The organism is Shewanella gelidii (assembly GCF_014647855.1).
Lineage (GTDB): Bacteria > Pseudomonadota > Gammaproteobacteria > Enterobacterales > Shewanellaceae > Shewanella > Shewanella gelidii.
The window spans coordinates 249024-272500 of sequence record NZ_BMPZ01000001.1 but is presented as its reverse complement, the minus strand read 5'-3'; the positions used below and the strand labels follow the sequence as shown (position 1 = coordinate 272500).

The window sequence follows — 23477 nt, the reverse complement described above, 5'->3', positions numbered from 1 at the left end:
ATTTTTATTTTTTAAATCTTTAATCGAGGACATTATGGCTAAGATCGTACATGTAATTGGTCGCGAAATCATGGATTCACGCGGTAACCCAACAGTAGAAGCTGAAGTACACCTGGAAGGTGGGTTTATTGGTATGGCCGCAGCGCCATCAGGTGCTTCTACCGGTAGTCGCGAAGCGCTTGAGTTACGTGATGGTGATAAATCACGTTATTTAGGTAAAGGTGTGTTAATGGCGATGGGCAATATTAATGGCCCAATCCGTGACGCACTTGTTGGTAAAGATGCAACCGCGCAAGCTGAAATTGATCAGGCGATGATCGATTTAGATGGCACAGAGAACAAAGACAAGCTTGGTGCAAATGCAATTCTTGCTGTTTCACTAGCAAACGCCAAAGCCGCAGCAATGAGTAAGGGAATGCCGCTATTTGCTCATATTGCTGAATTGAATGGTACGCCAGGTCAATATTCAATGCCATTACCAATGATGAACATTCTAAATGGTGGCGAGCACGCTGATAACAATGTTGATATCCAAGAGTTTATGATTCAACCTGTTGGCGCAAAAACTTTCCGTGAAGCGTTACGTATGGGTGCTGAAATTTTCCATACTTTGAAGAAAGTTTTACAAGCAAAAGGCTTAAATACTGCTGTTGGTGATGAAGGTGGTTTTGCTCCAGACTTAGCGTCAAATGCTGATGCGCTTGCTGTGATTAAAGAAGCGGTCGAGAAATCAGGATACAAGCTTGGTTCAGATGTAACACTAGCGCTTGATTGTGCAGCATCAGAATTTTACAAAGATGGTGAGTACAACCTTTCTGGTGAAGGAAAAGTGTTCTCAGCAAATGGTTTCTCAGATTTCTTGAAGTCGCTTTGCGAAGAGTACCCTATTGTTTCTATCGAAGATGGCCTCGATGAATCTGATTGGGATGGCTGGGCTTACCAAACACAAATTCTTGGTGATAAAGTGCAGCTTGTAGGTGACGATTTATTCGTAACGAACACTAAGATTCTAGAGCGCGGTATTACGAATAACATTGCCAACTCAATTTTGATTAAGTTCAACCAAATCGGTTCTCTTACTGAAACGCTTGCAGCAATCCGTATGGCGAAAGAAGCTGGTTACACCGTAGTTATTTCACACCGTAGTGGTGAAACCGAAGATGCGACGATTGCTGATTTAGCTGTTGCAACGGCCGCAGGCCAAATCAAGACAGGTTCTCTATGTCGTTCTGACCGTGTTGCGAAATACAACCAGTTACTACGTATTGAAGAGCTGCTTGAAGAGAATGCTCCGTACCGAGGTTTAGTTGAAATTAAAGGTCAAGGCTAAAAATTTGACCAAAGTACAAAAAGGCCACCACTAGGTGGCCTTTTTTGTTGTACTATCTGTTTACTATATTCCAATGAAGCGACGACCCTGATCTCATAGCCTTATGAAACGTTTAGTTTTTGTCATCACAATTGTCTTAGCACTTTTACAGTATCGCCTATGGATTGGTGAGAATAGCTTGACTGAATATTACAGTTTGGAGAAGCAAATTGCTTTGCAACAAGCAACAAATGCAAAACTAATCGATCGAAATGAAGTTTTAAAAGAAGAAATTTATGAACTCCGCAGTGGTACCGTTGCACTAGAAGAGCGAGCCCGAAATGAACTTGGCATGGTCAAAGAAGGTGAAACTTTTTACCGTGTAGTCAATCGTGATTCAAACAAAATTAAAAAGACATTTCAGTAGTAGAGGCATGGGCTTTGAAAACACAACCCTCTAAAGTCGTTGCCATTGTGCCTGCGGCTGGGATCGGTAGCAGAATGCAAGCCGATATTCCTAAGCAATACTTACCATTAGGCGAACAATGTATCCTTGCTCATACGCTTGATGTACTTTTAAATCACGACAAAATAGATCAAGTCGTCGTCGCACTTAACCCTGAAGATCAAACGTTTCCTTCACTCGCTCAAGCAACACATCCAAAGTTGACTACCGTTGTCGGAGGAAAAGAGCGTGCAGATTCTGTTTTAGCAGGGTTAAAAATTGCCGATTCAGGCTCTTGGGCACTCGTTCATGATGCTGCGAGACCATGTTTAAAGCCTTCTGACATTGATAAATTGCTGGCGTCGAGGCTAGATAACCCGCAAGGGGCAATATTAGCAATGCCAGTAAGAGATACGATGAAGCGTGCAAATACCCAAGGGAAAATCGGTGAAACCGTATGCCGGGAATCGCTATGGCATGCATTAACGCCACAGCTCTTTCCTGCCGAGCTGCTCGCATCATATTTAGACAAAGCGCTGCAAAATGGCGTAAATATTACAGATGAAGCGTCTGCGATGGAGTGGGGCGGTGTTCAACCCGCTTTGGTTATAGGCCGTGCAGATAATATAAAAGTGACCCATCCTGATGATCTTGCATTGGCTGAGTTATTTTTGGCTCGCAGATAATGGTAAGGAGTGTGTTTCAATGACGAATATCCGAATTGGCCATGGATTTGATGTACATAAGTTTGGTGGCAATGCGCCGTTGATGCTTTGTGGTGTCAATGTGCCTTATGACTGTGGTCTTATTGCGCATTCCGATGGTGATGTTGTACTTCATGCGATAAGTGACGCTGTACTTGGTGCGCTAGCTTTAGGTGACATCGGTAAACACTTTCCTGATACCGATCCACAATTTTCAGGCGCAGATAGTCGTGTCCTATTACGGCACTGTATTGCGCTTGCAAAGGAGCGCGGCTATGGATTAGGGAACCTCGACGTTACGGTGATCGCGCAAGTTCCGAAGTTACTACCTTATATCCAAGCTATGCGTGATGTGTTGGCTGAAGACTTTGAGACAGAAGTTGAAAATCTGAATGTGAAAGCAACAACGACCGAAAAGTTAGGCTTTACCGGGCGAAAAGAAGGCATAGCTGTTGAAGCTGTCGTATTGTTAATTAAATAAGATGAAGTGACTACAGAACGATCATGACACAAACCAACGCATTGTATTATTTACTGGGTAAGCCGAGCGCGCAAGCTAACCTTAAAACCCATAATAGTGACTTTATTGTAAAAGAAATATTGCCTTTTGAGCCAACAGGTGAAGGCGAGCACCATTTGCTGCATATACAGAAAGACGGCTTAAATACGATTCAGGTTGCGGACAAACTTGCCAAATTTGCAGGCATTCATTCCAAAGATGTCAGTTTTGCCGGGCAGAAGGATAAATACGCAGTTACACAGCAATGGTTTGGCGTACGTATTCCTGGGAAAGAGACACCGGAATGGAGCCAGCTGAATTCAACTGATTTGTCGATACTGTCTGCCCATCGTCATACAAAGAAGTTGAGAACAGGTGCTCTTGTGGGCAATCGATTTAAGCTGACACTGCGTGAAGTCTCTGATATTGAAGATGTGAAACTAAGAATTGAACAAGTTTCACATCAAGGGGTTCCGAACTATTTTGGCGAGCAACGTTTTGGCAACGGTGGTCGTAATTTGATCCAAGGTCGTCAAATGTTAGCCGGACGAAAGGTTAAAGATCGCAATAAGCGCAGCATGTATTTATCGGCAGTACGATCGTATCTTTTCAATCAATGTGTAAGCCAACGATTGGCGACGCACAGCCACGCTAAATTAGCAGGCGATTGTGTCATGTTATCTGGTAGTAAGAGTTATTTTGTCGCTGACTCATGGGATGAAACGAACTGCAAACGTTTATTGGAGAAAGATATCCAGCTTTCAGCGCCGCTATGGGGGAAAGGAGATATGCTTTCTAAAGGTGAGGCTGCGCAATTTGAAAAGAGCGTTTTATCTGAGTTCGAGCAGGATTGTGAGGGACTTGCCCAAGCGGGGCTGCAACAAGAGCGACGCCCCATGATTGTCGAGCCCCAAGGTCTGAAGTATGTAGTTGAGGATAATGTATTAACTTTGGAATTTGTCTTGCCTAGTGGTTGCTATGCGACGTCAGTGTTGCGAGAATTATTTGATTATCAGGATATGAGCAAGCAGCCACAACCCTCAACCGATAACGCATGAATAGTCGTGATTTGTGAGTACAGAAGGAGCAATGTTTGATGAAGGTTTTGGTAAGCAATGATGATGGGATTCATGCGCCGGGTATTCAAGCCTTATCGAATGCGCTTGCAGAGTTTTATGAAGTATTAACTGTTGCCCCTGATCGAAATTGCTCGGGAGCAAGTAATTCCCTAACATTGACGAACCCTTTAAGAGTGCAACGATTGTCGAATCAACGGGTTTCTGTCAACGGAACGCCGACAGATTGTGTTCATTTAGCGATAAGAGAACTGTGTGATGGTGAGCCTGATATGGTGGTATCGGGTATAAATGCTGGTGCCAACTTAGGAGATGATACCCTATATTCAGGCACTGTAGCTGCTGCTACAGAAGGTCGATTTTTAGGTTTACCGGCAATTGCCATTTCTTTAGTCGGCAGCAAATTAGTACATTACGATTCAGCGGCTACTTATGCCTGCAAAATTGTGAAAGCGTTACGAGAACACCCGATCGATAAGGACCAAATTTTAAACGTGAACGTGCCAGATTTACCTATTGCAGAGATTAAGGGAATCAAAGTAACGCGGCTAGGCGCTCGGCACAAAGCTGAAGGAATGATTCGTACCCAAGACCCCGCTGGTCGCGAGATATTTTGGCTTGGGCCGCCAGGTGAAGAGCAAGATGCAAGTGAAGGGACTGATTTTGATGCTGTTGCTAATGGCTATGTTTCTGTCACTCCCCTAACTGTGGACTTAACGGCGTTTGAACAAATTTCAAAATTACAGGATTGGATAGAAAAAATATGAGTCAGGTTGCTTCAACATCAGCGCGAAACATGGCGTTGAAATTATCCGAAGCAGGTATTTTATCTGCAGAAGTATTGAAGGCCGTCTCAGAAACGCCAAGGGAGTTGTTCTTAGATGCCGCGCTGGCACACAAGGCCTATGAAAACACGGCATTACCGATTGGGCAGGGACAAACCATTTCACAACCATATATCGTAGCAAGAATGACGGAGCTTTTGTTGCAGCACCAACCTCAATCAGTGTTAGAAATTGGCACTGGCTCAGGTTACCAAGCTGCAGTTTTGGCTCAGCTAGTACCTCAGTTGTACACGGTAGAACGAATCAAGTCTTTGCAAATCATGGCGAGACAAAGGCTGAAACGGTTAGATTTGCATAATATTGCGTTTAAATATGGGGACGGTTGGCAGGGCTGGCGTAATCGAGCGCCATTTGATGCCATCATGGTGACAGCAGCAGCAGCAGAAGTTCCTTCAGAGTTATTGAAACAATTGGCTGATAATGGTGTGTTGATTATTCCTGTGGGTGAAGATCACCAACAGCTTCTGCGAGTCACACGACGTGGCGACAAGTTTACTTCAGAAGTGATTGAATCGGTCAAATTTGTGCCACTTGTGAATGGTGAACTTGCCTAAGATTATTTTGATCTAAAAACAGGAAGCTTAAAAACAAAAGGAACTAATTTGAAGCAAAGTTGGCTGCTCTTTATAGTAATGATAGCGATACTTTTGAATGGTTGTAGCTTCCAAGCTGCGAAGCCGGCTCCTGTAGACTCAATTTTTGAGCGAAGTAAGCCAATCTACAATAAAGGCTCATTAAAATCGACTCGATATAAAGTGAAGAAGGGTGACACGCTTTACTCTATTTCGTGGGGGGCGGGCAAAGATTTCGTTGAGATTGCTCGGCTGAATCGGATGAAAAAACCGTACACGATATACCCCGGACAAGTGTTGTATTTACAGCCGCTAAAACCACGAAAAAAACCTATTTCCAGTAAAGTAAAACCTGTTTCCACCCGCCCACAAATCACTTCCGCACCGAAAGTGGTCAAGAATCAAACGCCTAAATCAAGCAAAAGCTCTAATCAAAAACAGCAACAAAGTGCAAAAAAACAGCTTGATCGGGGTCGCAACTCTGCGTACTCTGTAACCAGTGCCACACAAAATATTAACAAAAGTATACCTTCGTCACGATCAACGTTACCCAAACAAGTGAGTCGTTGGTTTTGGCCTTCAAAAGGGCGTTTAGTGGGTACCTTTTCTGCCAAAGAGCAGGGAAGTAATGGAATCAAGATAGCGGGGCGACGCGGGGATATTATTAAAGCCGCGGCAGATGGAAGAGTTGTATATGCTGGGAATGCGCTGCGTGGGTATGGCAACTTAGTCATCATTAAGCATAGCGATGATTATTTAAGTGCTTATGCACATGCAGACAAAATCTTGGTCAAAGAGAAACAAAGCGTAACCGCAGGACAAATGGTTGCCAAAATGGGGAGTTCAGGTACCAATCGAGTGATGCTTCATTTTGAAGTTCGCAAACATGGTAAATCAGTGAACCCTTTAAATTATTTGCCTAAACGATAATGGTTTAGGAGCCGTATTGGCGTTGGAGGATAAAACAGTGCAGTAATTTTAATGATTGAAAGGTTAGGGAGAGTTCATTATGAGCCGCAAATCAAATGCCGCAAAGGCAGAAAAGCCAACAAATTCAAACCCCAAAGCCGTCAAGGATGCCAGTGTAGTCGTTCAAGAAGAAACCGAACAATTGGTTCAGGAAGACCTACAAAAAAATCTAGACGCGACACAACTTTACCTCAGTGAGATTGGCTTTTCGCCATTACTAAGCGCAGAAGAAGAAGTTTATTTTTCCCGAAAAGCTCTTAAAGGGTGTGAGAAATCTCGCAACCGTATGATTGAGAGTAACCTAAGACTTGTCGTTAAAATTTCTCGTCGTTATAACAACCGCGGATTAGCATTGTTAGATTTAATCGAAGAGGGAAATCTCGGATTGATCCGCGCCGTTGAAAAATTTGATCCAGAGAGAGGGTTTAGATTTTCTACATACGCCACGTGGTGGATCCGTCAAACAATTGAACGTGCAATCATGAATCAGACGCGGACCATACGTTTGCCAATTCATGTTGTGAAGGAATTAAACGTTTATTTGCGTACAGCGAGAGAGCTAGCGCACAAGCTTGACCATGAGCCAACAGCTGAAGAAATCGCTGAAAAACTTGATATCCCAAGTAGTGATGTTAGCAAAATGTTAAAGCTCAATGAGCGGATTACGTCAGTGGATACACCTATCGGTGGCGAGAATGACAAGGCTCTACTAGATGTCATTGCTGATGATGACTCAGTTGGGCCCGATCATAAAGTACAAACAGAAGATATTTCTAACTCTGTAGTGAAATGGCTATATGAGTTAAATACTAAGCAAAGAGAAGTGCTTGCCAGAAGATTTGGCCTCATGGGTTATGAGCCATCAACATTGGAAGATGTCGGCTCTGAAATTGGTTTGACGCGTGAGCGCGTTAGACAGATCCAAGTTGAGGCGCTACGCAGACTTAAGGATTTATTGAGCCAGCAAGGATTGTCTGTTGAAGCGTTATTTAAAAGCTAGGATTAGTTTTTAAGAGCTATAAGAATGTTGATAAAATTTTTAATTGAAAAGCCACCGATTGCTCGGTGGCTTTTTTTTATTTTACGACTTTGCTATGAATTGAGCTGCTGCTTCAGCTTATACAGTAGGTCGTGAGCTTCTCGAGGGCTCAAGTCATCGGGATTGATTTGCTGTAACAATAACTCGACTTCTGAATCTTGGATAACCGAAACGGGCATTTGCGTTGACACATTTGTATCCGGATGGGGCTCATTATTTTGTGTTTCTAGATGGTGTAACTTGAGCTTGGCGGCTTGAATGACTTTCTTCGGAACACCTGCTAACGCTGCAACCTGTAAACCATAGCTTTTACTAGCTGCGCCTTCTTCTACAGCATGCATAAAAGCAATGCTATCACCGTGCTCCACTGCGTCTAAATGGACATTGAAAACATTCGACATTATCTGAGGTAAATGTGTTAATTCAAAATAATGGGTTGCAAATAGAGTCATCGCATTGATTTTTTGTGCCAAGTACTCGGCTGCTGCCCAAGCAAGTGACAAACCGTCGTAAGTCGAAGTACCTCGACCAATTTCGTCCATAAGAACTAAACTATTTGGTGTCGCATTATGTAAAATATTGGCTGTTTCAGTCATTTCGACCATAAATGTCGACCGTCCTGATGCTAAATCATCCGAAGCGCCAATACGCGTAAATATGCGATCAATCGGACCAATTCTTGCTGAATGGGCAGGTACAAAGCTTCCTATATGTGCCATAAGAGTAATTAAAGCGACTTGTCGCATATAGGTAGACTTACCTCCCATATTAGGTCCCGTCACTATCAGCATTTGACGTTGCGGATTGAGCGTGACGGGATTGGCGATGAAAGGACTTTGGCTAACCTTTTCTACGACTGGGTGGCGACCAGATTCGATCTCTATACCCGGCTCTTTTGTTAAGCTGGGACAGCAGTAGCCCAGCAAATCAGCCCGTTCAGCAAAGTTGCTTAATACATCTAGCTCCGCCGCTGCAGACGCAAGATCTTGTAGCTCATGTAGTTTGGGCAATAACAAGTCAAACAACTCTTCCCACAATCGTTTTTCAAGAGCTAAAGCTTTTCCTTGGCTGGAAAGAACCTTTTCCTCATGTTCCTTGAGCTCTGGTGTAATATATCGCTCTGTGTTTTTTAAAGTTTGGCGCCTTTGATAGTGCATTGGTGCAAGATCAGATTCACGTCTGCTCACTTCGATATAGAAACCGTGAACTTTGTTATAGCCAACTTTGAGCGTACTAATTCCTGTTTGCTCTTTTTCTCTGGCTTCAAGCTGCAACAAATAGTCATTGGCACCATCACTAAGGCTTCGCCACTCATCAAGCTCATGATCATAACCTGCGCGAATTACACCGCCATCACGTATGAGCACCGGCGGGTTATCGACTATTGCGCATTCCAATAATTGTAATTGTTCTGGGAACTCTGCCAACTTTATTGCGAGACGCTGCAAGTGAGAATTTTGACTTGAACCGAGCACCGCTTGAATATCAGGTAGCAATGTTAAAGCTTGCCTCAATCGAGCGAAATCTCTTGGCCTTGCCGTCCTTAACGCGAGTCGCGCCATGATGCGTTCGACATCGCCGATACTTTTTAAAATATGATGAAGAGCTTCAAAACTGCCTCGCTCCAATAGCTCTTTGACCGCAGTATGCCGAGATTGGATGGATTGGTGATCGGTGAGCGGTTGATGGATCCAGCGCTGCAACATTCGGCTACCCATTGCCGTGGCTGTATTATCTAGCACCCAAGCAAGTGTATTTTCCGTGCCTCCAGAAAGATTCCGAGTGAGCTCTAAGTTCTTGCGCGTTGCGGCATCAAGCACAATGCTATCTTCGGGATTTATTCGCACAATTGATTTGATATGCGGTAATGCGGCTTTCTGAGTGTCTTTTACATACTGCATCAAGCAGCCTGCAGCTTGTAGCGACAATTTTGCGTCTGTTATACCGAAACCATGTAAGTCTTTTGTTCCAAATTGATTTAACAAAAGGGTATGACTCGTATCCGAATCAAACTCCCATTCTGGTCGTCGTCGCTTTCCTTTGATGTCATTGATTAACATCAGCTCAGCAAAGTCTTCGCTGTAAAGGAGTTCTGCTGGTGCTGTTCGTTGTAGTTCTGTTTCCAGCGCTTCACCGTCTGCTAATTCGCAAATCACGAATCGGCCAGATGATAAGTCAAGGGTCGCATAGCCAAACCCGACTTTGCCTTCATAAACAGCGGCAAGAAGGTTATCTTGTCTTTCCTGAAGTAGCGCTTCATCGGTCAGCGTACCGGGCGTAACGACTCGAACAACTTTTCGTTCTACCGGTCCTTTTGACGTGGCTGGATCTCCTATTTGTTCACAAATTGCGACAGATTCACCTTGTTGAACAAGTTTTGCGAGATAGCCTTCGACGGCGTGATATGGAATGCCAGCCATGGGAATTGGGTCGCCTCCGCTTTTACCCCTAGCGGTCAAAGAGATACCCAGTAGCTGTGATGCATTCTTCGCGTCTTCGTAAAACAGCTCATAAAAATCGCCCATCCGATAAAACAACAACATGTCAGGGTGCTCAGCTTTCATACCGAGATATTGACGCATCATTGGTGTGTGTTTTTCCAAATTAGGGGCTGACTTGGCATTCATGGCTTGGCTTTGACTCTCTACAGACTGATGATAAATTTTGTGGCTGCTCATCTTATCAATAAAATCGCAATATGGGCGTGATTTATTCGGTAAAGTTGTCGGGTCTATCGTGATTAGCTAAAAGGTGAAAATGCGCGGAAATAGGAATTAATGCGGGAAAATAAAAAATTATTCGTACAGCACTTGATACTGTACAATCATACAGTATACTAGGCGTATCAAATGAGACTCGCAGAACCAAGATATCGAATTTGCGTGGCTTGTATCAAGTATGCATACAGTACTAATGCTGTAGTTAGAGGGAAACAAGATGAAGGCTGATCCAAATAAAGAAAAGGCACTTGCTGCAGTTTTAGGACAAATTGAAAAGCAGTTTGGTAAAGGTTCTATCATGAAACTGGGTGAAGATCGCTCAATGGATGTAGAGACGATATCTACCGGTTCTTTATCTTTGGATGTTGCTTTAGGAGCGGGCGGATTACCTATGGGACGTATTGTAGAAATATACGGACCCGAGTCATCAGGTAAAACAACCTTAACGCTTGAGGTGATTGCAGCAGCTCAAAAGCAAGGTAAAACTTGTGCATTTATTGATGCAGAGCACGCACTGGATCCTATCTATGCTCAGAAGTTAGGTGTTGATATTGATAATTTATTGTGTTCACAGCCTGATACCGGTGAGCAGGCATTAGAGATTTGCGATGCACTCACACGTAGCGGAGCGGTTGACGTCATCATTGTTGACTCCGTTGCAGCATTAACACCAAAAGCTGAAATTGAAGGTGAAATCGGTGATTTAAAGCAATCAAATACACTGCTTATTTTTATCAACCAAATTCGTATGAAAATTGGTGTTATGTTTGGTAACCCAGAAACGACAACAGGTGGGAACGCGTTAAAGTTTTACGCTTCTGTTCGACTCGACATTCGCAGAACCGGTGCAATTAAAGAAGGTGACGAAGTCGTCGGGAATGAAACTCGAGTGAAAGTAGTAAAAAATAAAATTGCTGCTCCCTTCAAGCAGGCTGAATTCCAAATTCTTTATGGTAAAGGGGTGAATAGCACTGGTGAGCTTGTAGATCTAGGTGTGAAGCATCAATTGGTTGAAAAGTCGGGTGCATGGTATAGCTATAAAGGCGACAAGATTGGCCAAGGTAGAGCAAATGCCGGGAAGTATTTGCTTGAACATCCAGAGGTTGCCCAAGAAATTGATACGGCACTGCGCTCCAAGTTATTAACGAAGGCTGCACCAGTGACTGAAGGCGAAGAAAATATCGACCTAGAAACCGGTGAAGTGTTTTAAGCTTTATTCTGAATGAGCCAATCTGCTAGACAAATCGCGGTCGCGCTTCTGGCGCGCCGCGACCACTCCCGTCAAGAACTTCAAATCAAATTACGCCAAAAAGCCTTCGAGTCATTGGAGATTGAACAAGCGCTCGATTATTGTGAATCGAACCAGTATCTATGTGATGAGCGCTATGCTCAGTTATTAATAAAAAGCCACATTTCTAAAGGCTACGGCCCCGCTAAAATTCAGCAAAGTTTATATCAAAAAGGTGTGAGTAAAAGCATCGTTTCAGAGGTGTTGCAGCAAACGGATTGTGATTGGTTTTTACTGGCCAAAAGCCGGGCTTTAAAAAAGTTTGCGGGAAAACCAATAGCGGATGCCAAAGACAAAGCAAAACGAATTCGCTTTTTGATGGGGCAAGGATTTAGCTATGACCAAGTTGCTTTTGCACTTGAGTATGATCCTTATGAGACGTAATAAACCCGATTGTGTAATTTTAATTTTGATCTTGACTCATTTTCTTTTCTTCGTGCCGCTATATCTGTAAACAACACTAGTCGTGCACAGTGTCTCTGCTTATAATGCTTGAAATTTATTATGCGTTTAGCTCAAAAGGCTAGTTATAGAGCGCCACTTTCTCAAACTCAGGAAGATTTCATGTATCAAACCACTGCTGCGCTAAGAAGTGCTTTTTTGGATTTTTTCAACCGAAATGGTCATCAGGTTGTGGACAGTAGTTCACTTGTTCCTGGAAATGACCCTACGTTGCTCTTTACCAATGCTGGTATGAACCAGTTTAAAGATGTTTTCTTGGGAATGGATAAGCGCAGCTATACACGAGCGACAACAAGCCAGCGTTGTGTACGAGCTGGTGGCAAGCACAATGATTTAGATAATGTTGGATATACGGCTCGTCACCATACATTCTTCGAAATGCTAGGCAACTTTAGCTTTGGTGATTACTTCAAAAAAGAAGCCATTCGTTACGCATGGAGCTTCTTAACTGAAGAATTGAAACTTCCTAAAGAACGTCTGTGTGTCACGATATATGAAACTGATGACGAGGCATTTGATATTTGGACGCAGGAAATCGGTGTTGCGCCAGAAAACATCATTCGAATCGGAGATAATAAAGGTGCAGCATACGCATCTGACAACTTTTGGCAGATGGGAGACACTGGCCCATGTGGTCCTTGTACCGAAATTTTCTATGATCACGGCGATCATATTTGGGGAGGACGCCCAGGGACACCAGAAGAAGATGGTGATCGATTTATCGAAATCTGGAACATCGTTTTCATGCAGTACAATCGCCAAGCAGATGGCACTATGGAGCCCCTGCCTAAACCTTCTGTGGATACCGGCATGGGGATTGAGCGCATAGCGGCGATTATGCAAGGTGTTCATTCAAATTATGAAATTGATATCTTCCAAAAGCTTATTGCAAAAACAGCGCAGATTATCGGTACGCATGATCTAGAAAATAAGTCCCTAAGGGTCATTGCAGACCATATTCGCTCTTGTGCGTTTCTGATTGCTGATGGCGTGATGCCATCCAATGAGGGTCGTGGATACGTGCTGCGCCGTATTATTCGCCGTGCAGTTCGTCATGGTAATAAGTTGGGGGCGACAGAGGCTTTCTTCTTCAAACTTGTGCCAACGCTTATCGATGTTATGGGAGATGCAGCGAAGGAACTCGTACGTACACAAGCGGTTGTCGAGAAAGCGTTAAAAGCTGAAGAAGAACAATTTGCACGAACACTTGAGCGTGGTTTAGGGATTCTAGATGTAGCTCTTGGAGCGCTTGAAGGTGAAATACTCGATGGCGAAACCGCATTTAAGTTGTATGACACCTATGGTTTCCCGGTAGATTTAACTGCGGATGTTTGTCGCGAACGAAATATCCAAGTTGATGAACCTGGATTTGAAGCTGCAATGGCGGAGCAACGTAGCCGGGCACAAGCCGCGGGACAGTTTAGTGCTGATTACAATGCTGCTTTAAAAATTGATGAAACGACAGCCTTCTTGGGTTATACGGACCTATCCAGCAAAGCGCGAATCACGACCATTTTCGAAAACGGTGAAAGCGTAAAACGTATTTCTCACCAAGAAGAAGTGATCGTCGTACTGAGCGAGTCACCGTTTTATGGCGAGTCCGGCGGGCAAGTCGGTGATCAAGGCATTTTGATTGCTGATGGTATTGAGTTTGTCGTGACTGACACGCAAAAGTACGGTGAAGCGTTAGGGCACATTGGTGTTCTAAAGCAAGGTCAACTCGAAGTGGGTCAAAGCATCGAAGCGAAGGTTGATAAGAAAAAGCGTCATCGCACAGAGCTCAACCATTCAGTAACCCACTTATTGCATGCAGCGTTGCGCAATGTACTTGGCGAACATGTGACTCAAAAAGGCTCTTTGGTTGATTCTGAAAAATTGCGATTTGATTTTTCACATTTTGAAGCGGTCAAGCCTGAAGAGCTACTCGCAGTTGAAGAGATGGTGAATACACAAATTCGACGTAATCATGCTTTGACCTCCGAAGTGATGGACATTGAAGCTGCTAAAGAAAAAGGTGCGATGGCGCTATTTGGTGAGAAATACGACGCAGAAGTTCGTGTAGTATCTATGGGCGATTTTTCAATTGAGCTTTGTGGCGGTACTCATGTTGGTCGAACTGGTGACATTGGTCTATTCAAGTTAACTTCTGAAGCGGGTATCGCCGCGGGTGTTCGCCGAATAGAAGCTGTGACTGGTGCAGCGGCTATGGCATATGTTGCTGAGCAGCAGGCCGAGCTCCATATGGCTGCAAATATACTGAAAAGTGATGCAGGGTCAGTTGTCGCGAAGTTAAAAGCGCAACTTGATAAAACCAAAGCACTTGAGAAAGAATTGTCTCAGCTGAAGGATAAGTTAGCAGCAGCTGCGGGCGCAGACTTAGCTAGTGAAGCTCAAGATATTCACGGCGTAAAAGTACTGGTTAAAAAAGTTGAAGGTATAGAGCCCGGCGCTCTACGTGGTTTACAAGATGAACTGAAGCAAAAACTAGGTTCTGGTGTGGTGTTACTTGCAATTGCTGGCGAAAACAAAGTGAACTTGATTGCTGGTGTGACCAAAGATCTTGTCAAAAAGGTTAAAGCTGGTGAACTTGTCTCTATGGCCGCTGCGGGTGTTGGTGGTAAAGGTGGTGGTCGACCTGATATGGCGCAAGCCGGTGGTAGTCAGCCAGAAAACATCGACGCGACTTTATCAAATGCAGTAACTTGGTTAACTGAGCGTCTTGCTTAAAAAGAGGTGAGTGTGGTTGAAGGACAACAACAAAGCACTTCACCATTGTTGGTAAAAAAGTTTGGTGGAACTTCGGTAGGCTCAATTGAGCGTATCGAAGTTATCGCTGAACAAGTGGCGAAATCTTTTCATCAAGGTGAAAGACAAGTTCTTGTTTTATCTGCGATGGCAGGCCATACCAATCATCTTTTTGGGTTGGCTAATCAAATCGAGCGTGTGCCTGATGCTCGAGAGTTGGATATGCTGGTTTCGACTGGAGAGCAAATTAGCGTAGCTTTGATGGCGATGGCGCTTCAAAAGCGAGGTTTAAAAGCACGGTCTTTGACCGGCGACCAAGTTCAAATTCATACCAATAATCAATTCGGCCGCGCAAGCATTGAGCGTGTTGATACTGACTATCTACAGATGTTACTTCAGCAAGGCATTATTCCTGTCGTTGCTGGGTTTCAAGGGCGTAACACTCAGGGAGAGGTGACCACACTTGGTCGCGGTGGTTCAGATACGACGGCAGTTGCAATTGCGGCCGCACTTTCTGCGCAAGAGTGTCAAATCTTTACCGACGTTGCTGGTATTTATACAACTGATCCAAACATAGAACCTTCAGCGCAGAAGCTTGCGGCGATCAGTTTTGACGAGATGTTTGAAATGGCTCGACTGGGAGCGAAAGTTCTGCATCCTGACTCTGTATCGTACGCGGAACGATTTAAGGTAAGGCTACGGGTGTTGTCTAGCTTTGAAAAAGGTTCTGGTACGCTTGTACAGTTTACTTCGGCAAAGCAGCCATTAGAGAAGGTTGTAGGCATCGCAGGCGTCGCAGAGCAAGCGATGATCAGCTTGCCGGATCTGGAGAGCGGCAGTGAAAGTTATCAAAAAATCTTTCAATTACTAGCAGCTCACGGTGTTGAAGCGGACCTAGTTTCAAAAACGCTTAGTGATAAAGAAACAATTTGTTTTACTTTAAATGATTCTGAGCTTGATTTGGCTTTGGCAACGCTTGATAGTATTAGCCAAGTTGTTAAATTAGGTGCAGTGCATAGTCACCGAAAATTGGCAAAATTGTCATTGGTTGGGGACGGCGTGTTTGCAAAAAGTGATATCCTCGCAAAAGTTTTTGAAACTTTGACCTTGATACAAACTGACGCAAAAATGATTACGACGTCGGATATCAAACTGTCGTTAGTCATTGACCAAAGCGCGTTGCATACCGCAGTTCGGGCGTTACATCACGCTTTTGAACTAAATAAGGCATAATTAAATAACTGTTTTAGTATTGAATACTATTATTTTGTACTAAGCTAACCTTATAATAAGGACATAAACGCATAAGTGATTTGCGTTAATAGCAATTAGTAATAAAGGAGCAATCGAATGCTGATATTGACTCGTCGTGTTGGTGAAACATTGATGATTGGTGACGAAGTTACAGTTACAGTTTTAGGTGTAAAAGGTAATCAGGTTCGAATTGGTGTGAATGCACCAAAAGAAGTTTCTGTGCATCGTGAAGAGATTTATCAGCGCATTCAGTCTGAAAAGACCGGTGGTGCCCCTGAAGGTGGTAACTTCTGATTTCAATCAGAAATGAAAGTTAGATAAAAGAAGTCAGTTTAAATGCTGGCTTTTTTGTTTTTTCTATCGTTTAAAAGCGCAATTGTTTACTGAATATCGTGCTCTAATCACAAGGCTGGCGTGTAATTACAGCAATATGCTTAAAAACACCTCAAACAGTTAGGGTTTCGGAAAAAGGGTTTGACTTATTTTCGTCAAACAGTAATATGTGCGCCAAGAAAACGGAGAGGTGGCCGAGTGGCCGAAGGCGCTCCCCTGCTAAGGGAGTATGGGCTTTAACTCCCATCGAGGGTTCGAATCCCTCCTTCTCCGCCATTTCTTACTAATCAATACGATGCGCGTGTAGCTCAGCTGGATAGAGTACCTGGCTACGAACCAGGCGGTCAGAGGTTCGAATCCTCTCACGCGTACCATTTTGATTTAGAAACAATACGATGCGCGTGTAGCTCAGCTGGATAGAGTACCTGGCTACGAACCAGGCGGTCAGAGGTTCGAATCCTCTCACGCGTACCATTGTTTCACACTGCTATAATTTTTAGATGCGCGTGTAGCTCAGCTGGATAGAGTACCTGGCTACGAACCAGGCGGTCAGAGGTTCGAATCCTCTCACGCGTACCATCTAAAAATATCAAAGAATTTAAGCGCGTGTAGCTCAGCTGGATAGAGTACCTGGCTACGAACCAGGCGGTCAGAGGTTCGAATCCTCTCACGCGTACCATATTTCGGAGAGGTGGCCGAGTGGCCGAAGGCGCTCCCCTGCTAAGGGAGTATGGGCTTTAACTCCCATCGAGGGTTCGAATCCCTCCTTCTCCGCCATTATTTTTATATTTCTACCGAATTTGCGCATGTAGCTCAGCTGGATAGAGTACCTGGCTACGAACCAGGCGGTCGGAGGTTCGACTCCTTCCATGCGCGCCAAATACTCAAACCCTGCATTCGCGGGGTTTTTTTATATCTATTTACCATGCCAAATTGTTATTGCAATCTGCTGGTGCTTTCCAAATGATTATGGTTTTGTTGGCCAATAGATTGAAAGCATCGGAAGTTGGTCAATGTCTTGTAAGGTCTAAGCTGGTTTTACTGCGATTGATTGCCCTTTAATGTCCGACCTGGGAACATGTAAAAAAGGTATTGTATTTTAAAGGTTTACGCTGCTTGAGCATTTTGTGCTTTAGTCTTGCATAATTATGTATTCATGGTAGGAAGAAGGTGTTTTTTTGGAAGGGATAACTAGTCATTTTATTGAATAATTTGAAATTCATCATTTTTATTGTTCATTATTCTCCATATTGAATTTGCAATAACTTTATAACGTCCTTCTGATCAACAACAAAAAAACTCAAGAACTATATAATTCTTAAAATATAGCGGTTAGGATTGGTGAATGTTCATCAAACATTAATTTTTTTTACAAAATTTGGTATGACCAATTTACATGTGAAGGGTAAATTTGTTATAGATTAGTTATGTTTTTCATCTCTAGCCAGCGGTCTTAGAGTGTTCTACTCGGTTCGCTGCTTACGCCAATCTGAATTTTTCATCTGTTCCGGTGAATAATTATATGTTTTATTATGCGTTGGATTGACGTAAAGTCATTCGGGTGTGTCTCGATTTATGGGTACAACTGAAAGAAGACAGCTAAGATGAGTTGTTGAAAAGAGTGAAGGGGAAGATATGACATCGATATTCCAACAAATATCCGACGCCTTGGGCATTATGGTCTTAGGCATGGGGTTGGTATTTGTGTTTCTAAGCATCTTAATTGTAGGTGTTAAATTAGTTGCTAAATGGGGAGCGCCCGTTGTTTGCGCTAAACCGAGTACCGCTGCTGCACCACAGCAAGTACCTAACCATGGCAACAACATGGAACCTCAGCTCCTAGCTGCTATTACTGCGGCTATCCATCAATATCGCAATCGCGCGCAAGCTTAGTTTTAATTTTGGGGAATGAATATGAGTAAGCCACTAGCATTAACCGATGTCGTCTTAAGAGACGCTCACCAGTCACTGTTGGCTACCCGCCTGCGTCTCGAAGATATGCTGCCAATTGCACCATCGTTAGACAAAGTCGGATTTTGGTCGTTAGAGTCGTGGGGTGGTGCCACATTTGACTCTTGTATCCGTTACCTAGGTGAAGATCCTTGGGAGCGTATCCGTGAATTGAAGAAGGCGATGCCTAATACACGTCAGCAGATGTTACTTCGCGGACAAAATCTATTGGGCTACCGTCACTATGCTGACGACCTTGTAAATCGCTTCGTTGAGCGTGCACACACCAACGGCGTCGATGTTTTCCGTATTTTTGATGCAATGAACGATGTCCGTAACCTTGAAGCTGCAACAAAAGCAGTCGTTGAAGTTGGTGCGCATGCACAAGGGACGCTTTCGTACACAACAAGTCCCGTTCACACGCTTGAAACGTGGACTGATTTGGCGAAGCGCATCGAAGATCTAGGCTGTCACTCACTATGTATCAAAGATATGGCCGGCCTATTGAAACCTTTTGAAGCATACGAGCTGATAAGCCAAATCAAAAAGTCGACAGATCTTGAGTTGACCATGCAGTGCCATGCAACAACCGGTTTAAGTACGGCAACTTATCAAAAAGCAATTGAAGCAGGCATTGATGCGCTCGATACATCTATCTCTTCAATGAGCCAAACTTATGGTCATTCTGCGACAGAAACGCTTGTAGCTATGGTTGAAGGTACTGAGCGTGACACAGGGTACGATCTTGTATTGCTTGAGGAAATCGCAGCTTACTTCAGAGAAGTGCGTAAAAAATATGCACAGTTTGAAGGCAGCCTGAAAGGTATTGATTCGCGAATTCTGCGCGCACAAGTACCAGGTGGCATGTTAACGAATATGGAAAACCAACTGAAAGAGCAAGGTGCTGGTGACAAACTTGATCTTGTTTTAGAAGAGATCCCACGCGTTCGTGAAGATTTAGGCTTTTTGCCTTTGGTAACGCCAACGTCGCAAATTGTAGGGACACAGTCGGTCATCAACATCTTAACAGGAGAGCGTTATAAGTCGCTTACCAAAGAGACGGAAGGCGTGCTAAAAGGTGAATATGGTGCAACACCTGCACCGGTCAATGCGGAGCTACAAGCGAGAGTTCTTGATGGTGCCGAAGCGATTACTTGTCGCCCAGCCGATTTGCTCGAACCTGAGCTCGAAAGACTCCGTGCTGAGCTAGCTGGTATCGCGAAAGAAGAGGGCATTGCGCTTGCAGAAGAAGCTGATGATGATGTTCTGACCTATGCATTATTCCCACAAATTGGATTGAAGTTCCTTAAAAATCGCAATAATCCAGACGCTTTTGAGCCTGCTCCTCAAGCACCAACGGAAGAGAAAGCTCAACCAACAGCTGCCAAAGCGCAGGCAAGTGACCAAGCCCCAGAAACTTACACCGTCAACGTGCAAGGCCAGCAATATGTAGTGCAAGTCGCTTCAGGTGGCGATATCAGTCAGGTGACGCCAGTTGCAGCTCCAGTTGCGGCAGTACCAGCAGCCCCAGCGCCAGTTGTTACGGGTGCCGTAACTGCTGAAATTAGTGCACCGCTATCTGGTAACATTTTTAAAGTAAATGTTGCGCCAGGGGCACAAGTTCAAGAAGGTGACGTAGTGATCATTCTGGAAGCCATGAAAATGGAAACCGAAGTGCGTGCCACTGCCAGTGGTGTGGTTGCTAGTCTTGCCGTGCGCGAAGGTGATTCGGTTGCCGTTGGCGATATATTGTTAGCGTTGTCTTAGGAGCATTTATGGAAGGTTTACTTGCTTTCTGGGCAGAATCTGGTTTAGCGAATTTTACGTCAGGTCAATTGTTAATGATGGGTGTTGGCGCACTGTTATTATTTTTGGCCATCGCGAAAGGCTTTGAGCCTTTACTGCTTTTACCTATTGGTTTTGGTGCGATATTAGCTAACATTCCAAATGGAGGCTTTACCGATGAAGGTGGCCTGCTGTGGTACGTGTACCATGTAGGGATTGAAACTGGTGTATTCCCGCTGCTCATTTTTATGGGGGTGGGCGCATTAACGGATTTTGGTGCGTTGATTGCTAACCCCAAAATGCTTTTGCTGGGTGCAGCAGCGCAGTTTGGTATTTTTGCAACCTTGATTGGTGCAATTGCGTTAAATCTAGTTCCCGGGTTTGAATTCTCTATGCAAGATGCTGCGGCAATCGCGATCATTGGTGGTGCCGATGGGCCCACGGCGATTTTCTTAGCCTCTAAGCTCGCGCCAGAGCTTCTAGGTGCTATTGCGGTTGCAGCATACTCGTATATGGCATTAGTGCCGATAATTCAACCACCCATTATGAAGCTTTTGACTACTGAATCAGAGCGTCAGATTAAGATGGAACAGCTTCGTGAAGTCGGTAAGCGTGAGAAGATTATATTTCCGCTGATGGTGCTTGGTTTGACGATTCTTTTCCTTCCAGCAGCAACACCGCTTGTGGGGATGTTCTGTTTAGGTAATTTGATGCGTGAGTCTGGCGTCGTGGACCGTTTATCGAATACAGCTCAAAACGAACTGATCAATATCGTCACCATTTTCCTTGGTTTAGCTGTCGGATCTAAGCTGTCTGCAGATAAGTTTTTACAAGTAGAAACGTTAGGCATTCTTATACTTGGTGCCGTTGCATTTGGTATTGGTACCGCGACGGGCGTACTTATGGCTAAGCTGATGTGTAAGTTATCAGGCGGTAAGATTAACCCATTGATTGGTGCAGCAGGTGTATCAGCAGTGCCCATGGCAGCAAGGGTTGTGAATAAGGTTGGATTACAGTCTAACCAACACAACTTCCTGTTGATGCACGCAATGGGACCAAACGTCGCTGGTGTACTTGGTTCCGCTGTAGCTGCCGGTGTCTTGCTTGCTGTACTAGGCTAAAATCAAGATGGCTTGGTTTCACGATTAAACTGTGAATCCATAATAAAAAACCTGCTTAATCACATAAGCAGGTTTTTTTGTGGGCGATGGTTTGGCTCGTTACCACTGGCCAATGTTTTGGTCGGCAGTAATCCAAAGCAATAGACTGAGTGCACCGATGACGACACTACTGATTGCAATGATATAGATATACCCCTTTTTGCCTTGACGTAAAGGGACTTGATTCACTTGTAAAAATAGAGTCCAAGCCACACAAAGCAAAAGCGGGAGGAGAAATAATTTGTTCATAGAAGGCTTAGTCCTGGTGTGAGCGCATCGACAATAAATCCTCAGCAATTGAAATAATAATGCGCAGAAATTTATTCAGCGTCAATTAATTACCTCAACAAGCTTCAGTTTGTCTTTAAAGGCATTTCATCCATACGTTCATTCTCGTCAAAGGTTTGTTGATCGAATTGCCCTTCTGATTTACCAATAACGACCACAGTCATCATATCGCCTGTCACATTGGTACAGGTACGGATCATATCAATAACGCGATCAATGGCAGCAATAAATGCGATTCCTTCAAGTGGAAGGCCAACAACACCTAAGGTGACGGAGAGCATCACCATTGCACTACCTGGAACACCAGCTGTGCCAACCGATGCAACGGTGGCGGTGACCGCGATGAGTCCATAGTCACTCATATCGAGTGGAATACCATAAATTTGTGCTATAAAAATTGCCGCGATTGCAGGGTAAATACCACCACAGCCATCCATATTCATTGTGGCACCTAAGGGCAGAACAAAAGAAGAATAGCGCTTTGAGACGCCCATTGACTCGGTGCATTTCGTGCTGGCCGGGAGCGTGCCAAAGCTAGATGCTGTTGTGAATGCTACCAGTTGAGCTGGCATAGCTTTGCGAAAGAACTGCAGTGGGCTGACCTTCGCGGCAAATTTAATGAGACCGCCATACACAAAAATAATATGGATGAATGCCGCAATGTATATGGCCGCAATAAATTTTCCAAGTGGCAGTAAGGTCGATAGCCCATATTTACCTACGACCCACGCCATAAGGCCAAACACACCGATCGGAGTTAATTTGAGAACGAGTCGGGTTAATTGGTACATGACTTCTGCACCAGCCTCAATGGCTTGCTTTAAAGGCCTCGCTTTTTCACCCACTTGGTTAATAGCAACTCCAACTAGTGCGGCAAAAACAATAATCTGCAGTACCTTGCCTTCTGCCAGTGACGCAAAAGGGTTAATGGGGATCATATTCAGCAGAACTTGACTAAACCCTGGAATATCTCGATGCCTAATCTCTGTCGTCTCAAGCTGCATCGAACCGCCCATATCGATGAGGCTACCTATACTTAAACCAATGAGAGAGGCAAGCGTGCCTGTAAACATAAACATTGCTAACGTTTTGAGGCTGAGTCGCTTGAGGCTCACTTCTCCACCTAAAGAGGTAATACTGACAACGATGGCGCAAAAAATGAGTGGTGCTACCAACATTTTTATTGCTGCAATAAAGAGGTCTCCCAGCGGCTTAAAGATTGTCGCTTCTGCCCCCATGAATACGCCAAGAATAATACCAAGAGTAAAACCAGCGACCACTTTTTGCCAAAAAGGGATATTTGAGAGAACGCGCAAATTCATATCATTTCCAGTTGGAGAGCGCTCAGTGCAATGGGTTTGTAGTGTAATAAAGGCCTGTAGAATTTCGTTATATGAGAAATTCACTTGCACGAGCGTTGGGTTATTACATGTATTGTATCCATTGTTTCTATTGCGAACCAAAGCGTTTTTATTTATAACTTATCGAGATAAGTAATTTCGTTCCTAATCCTTCCTAAATTTAGTAAGCATTAAGGTGCTTGGGCCCAACGCCTCTACAAATTCAATAGGTATTTATTGTTGGCTACATTATGGTTGATGTTCACAGGTGCATTTATTGCTGCAACTGTATTACCGGGCGGTTCAGAATTACTTTTGGTGGGGTTTATTCAGCAAGCGTCCGTTCATTGGCTTTGGCTCGTTGTGGCTGCAAGTATAGGTAATACACTGGGTTCGGTCACGAGTTATTATTTGGGGCGATTAGGGCGAATTGCGCAAACACCAGAACTCATGGCGAAAGGAAACTATCAGCGTAGCTTCAAGTTATTACAGCGATATGGCAGCATTGCGATGTTGTTTGCTTGGGCCCCTGTCGTGGGGGATGTTTTGTGTATTTTGGCTGGGTGGCTACGATTGCCAATTGGCCGCACATGTTTTTTTATCGCGATTGGGAAAACCTTTCGCTATTTCATCGTGGCAGCTGTTGCTTTGCAATGGTTTGAGCCCGCAGTAAGCTTATTGTAGGAGTATTGGT

The 23477-nt window shown here is 44.1% G+C and carries 21 protein-coding genes and 7 tRNA genes; 25 read left to right on the top strand and 3 right to left on the bottom strand.

The genetic code is table 11. The features are described from left to right. The first annotated feature begins 34 nt into the window (after positions 1-34). The 9 genes from eno to rpoS all read left to right on the top strand — a co-directional run bounded on the left by eno (position 35) and on the right by rpoS (position 7419). On the top strand, positions 35-1330 hold the full coding sequence (gene eno / locus IEY18_RS01230; RefSeq protein WP_188917014.1) for a phosphopyruvate hydratase: 1296 nt from the start codon (positions 35-37) through the stop codon (positions 1328-1330). Between the two features lie 103 nt (positions 1331-1433). Next, positions 1434-1736, top strand: a complete 303-nt coding sequence (gene ftsB / locus IEY18_RS01225) for a cell division protein FtsB (protein WP_188917012.1) — start codon at positions 1434-1436, stop codon at positions 1734-1736. 14 nt (positions 1737-1750) lie between these two features. Beyond that, a complete protein-coding gene (gene ispD / locus IEY18_RS01220; RefSeq protein WP_188917010.1) occupies positions 1751-2440 on the top strand; it encodes a 2-C-methyl-D-erythritol 4-phosphate cytidylyltransferase in 690 nt (229 codons plus the stop codon). 19 nt (positions 2441-2459) lie between these two features. Next, complete coding sequence (gene ispF / locus IEY18_RS01215; protein WP_188917008.1) at positions 2460-2939, top strand: 2-C-methyl-D-erythritol 2,4-cyclodiphosphate synthase; 480 nt, start codon at positions 2460-2462, stop codon at positions 2937-2939. A 23-nt stretch (positions 2940-2962) separates the two neighbouring features. Further along, positions 2963-4015 carry a tRNA pseudouridine(13) synthase TruD gene (gene truD / locus IEY18_RS01210; protein ID WP_188917006.1) on the top strand — a complete coding sequence of 351 codons (1053 nt, stop codon included), beginning with the start codon at positions 2963-2965 and terminating at the stop codon, positions 4013-4015. A gap of 35 nt (positions 4016-4050) precedes the next feature. Further along, positions 4051-4800, top strand: coding sequence for a 5'/3'-nucleotidase SurE (surE, locus tag IEY18_RS01205; RefSeq protein WP_188917004.1), 750 nt, complete (start codon positions 4051-4053; stop codon positions 4798-4800). Further along, positions 4797-5432, top strand: a complete 636-nt coding sequence (locus tag IEY18_RS01200; protein WP_188917002.1) for a protein-L-isoaspartate(D-aspartate) O-methyltransferase — start codon at positions 4797-4799, stop codon at positions 5430-5432. The genes surE and IEY18_RS01200 overlap by 4 nt, the downstream gene beginning before the upstream one ends. 78 nt (positions 5433-5510) lie before the next feature. Next, entirely contained in the window at positions 5511-6380 is an 870-nt protein-coding gene (locus IEY18_RS01195) for a peptidoglycan DD-metalloendopeptidase family protein (protein ID WP_188917860.1), read from the top strand. A 79-nt stretch (positions 6381-6459) separates the two neighbouring features. Beyond that, a complete protein-coding gene (rpoS, locus tag IEY18_RS01190; protein WP_188917000.1) occupies positions 6460-7419 on the top strand; it encodes an RNA polymerase sigma factor RpoS in 960 nt (319 codons plus the stop codon). A 92-nt stretch (positions 7420-7511) separates the two neighbouring features. On the opposite strand, the gene mutS is transcribed toward rpoS, so the two are convergent. Further along, a complete protein-coding gene (gene mutS, locus IEY18_RS01185; RefSeq protein ID WP_188917859.1) occupies positions 7512-10085 on the bottom strand; it encodes a DNA mismatch repair protein MutS in 2574 nt (857 codons plus the stop codon). 310 nt (positions 10086-10395) lie between these two features. On the opposite strand from mutS, the gene IEY18_RS01180 reads away from it, so the two are divergent. The 15 genes from IEY18_RS01180 (at position 10396) to IEY18_RS01110 (ending at position 21116) form a co-directional block, all read left to right on the top strand. Further along, a complete protein-coding gene (locus IEY18_RS01180) occupies positions 10396-11388 on the top strand; it encodes a recombinase RecA (protein WP_188916998.1) in 993 nt (330 codons plus the stop codon). A gap of 12 nt (positions 11389-11400) precedes the next feature. Next, positions 11401-11850: a regulatory protein RecX gene (locus tag IEY18_RS01175; protein WP_188916996.1), complete on the top strand. Its 450-nt coding sequence runs from the start codon at positions 11401-11403 to the stop codon at positions 11848-11850. A 180-nt stretch (positions 11851-12030) separates the two neighbouring features. Beyond that, positions 12031-14655, top strand: a complete 2625-nt coding sequence (alaS, locus tag IEY18_RS01170) for an alanine--tRNA ligase (protein ID WP_188916993.1) — start codon at positions 12031-12033, stop codon at positions 14653-14655. Between the two features lie 12 nt (positions 14656-14667). Beyond that, entirely contained in the window at positions 14668-15906 is a 1239-nt protein-coding gene (locus IEY18_RS01165) for an aspartate kinase (RefSeq protein WP_188916992.1), read from the top strand. Positions 15907-16023: 117 nt separating this feature from the next. Continuing rightward, a complete protein-coding gene (gene csrA, locus IEY18_RS01160) occupies positions 16024-16221 on the top strand; it encodes a carbon storage regulator CsrA (RefSeq protein ID WP_188916990.1) in 198 nt (65 codons plus the stop codon). A gap of 223 nt (positions 16222-16444) precedes the next feature. Further along, a tRNA-Ser gene (locus tag IEY18_RS01155) sits at positions 16445-16536 on the top strand. A gap of 21 nt (positions 16537-16557) precedes the next feature. Beyond that, positions 16558-16634 (top strand) — tRNA-Arg (locus IEY18_RS01150). Between the two features lie 23 nt (positions 16635-16657). Beyond that, positions 16658-16734, top strand: a tRNA-Arg gene (locus IEY18_RS01145). A gap of 28 nt (positions 16735-16762) precedes the next feature. Further along, positions 16763-16839 (top strand) — tRNA-Arg (locus IEY18_RS01140). 23 nt (positions 16840-16862) lie between these two features. Next, positions 16863-16939, top strand: a tRNA-Arg gene (locus IEY18_RS01135). Positions 16940-16945: 6 nt separating this feature from the next. Beyond that, positions 16946-17037: transfer RNA gene (locus tag IEY18_RS01130), tRNA-Ser, on the top strand. A 25-nt stretch (positions 17038-17062) separates the two neighbouring features. Continuing rightward, positions 17063-17139, top strand: a tRNA-Arg gene (locus IEY18_RS01125). Between the two features lie 756 nt (positions 17140-17895). Further along, positions 17896-18153 carry an OadG family protein gene (locus tag IEY18_RS01120; RefSeq protein WP_188916988.1) on the top strand — a complete coding sequence of 86 codons (258 nt, stop codon included), beginning with the start codon at positions 17896-17898 and terminating at the stop codon, positions 18151-18153. A 21-nt stretch (positions 18154-18174) separates the two neighbouring features. After that, positions 18175-19977 carry a sodium-extruding oxaloacetate decarboxylase subunit alpha gene (gene oadA / locus IEY18_RS01115; RefSeq protein WP_188916986.1) on the top strand — a complete coding sequence of 601 codons (1803 nt, stop codon included), beginning with the start codon at positions 18175-18177 and terminating at the stop codon, positions 19975-19977. A gap of 8 nt (positions 19978-19985) precedes the next feature. After that, positions 19986-21116 carry a sodium ion-translocating decarboxylase subunit beta gene (locus IEY18_RS01110; RefSeq protein WP_188916984.1) on the top strand — a complete coding sequence of 377 codons (1131 nt, stop codon included), beginning with the start codon at positions 19986-19988 and terminating at the stop codon, positions 21114-21116. A gap of 99 nt (positions 21117-21215) precedes the next feature. On the opposite strand, the gene IEY18_RS01105 is transcribed toward IEY18_RS01110, so the two are convergent. Continuing rightward, positions 21216-21404 (bottom strand): hypothetical protein, encoded by a 189-nt coding sequence (locus IEY18_RS01105; protein ID WP_188916982.1) that lies wholly within the window; start codon positions 21402-21404, stop codon positions 21216-21218. Between the two features lie 104 nt (positions 21405-21508). Beyond that, the gene (locus tag IEY18_RS01100; RefSeq protein ID WP_188916980.1) at positions 21509-22765 is read right to left on the bottom strand and encodes a dicarboxylate/amino acid:cation symporter; all 1257 of its coding nucleotides are present in this window, start codon (positions 22763-22765) and stop codon (positions 21509-21511) included. Positions 22766-23023: 258 nt separating this feature from the next. Here IEY18_RS01100 and IEY18_RS01095 point away from each other — a divergent pair, with 258 nt between their 5' ends. Continuing rightward, the gene (locus IEY18_RS01095; protein WP_188916979.1) at positions 23024-23467 is read left to right on the top strand and encodes a YqaA family protein; all 444 of its coding nucleotides are present in this window, start codon (positions 23024-23026) and stop codon (positions 23465-23467) included. Positions 23468-23477 lie beyond the last annotated feature (10 nt).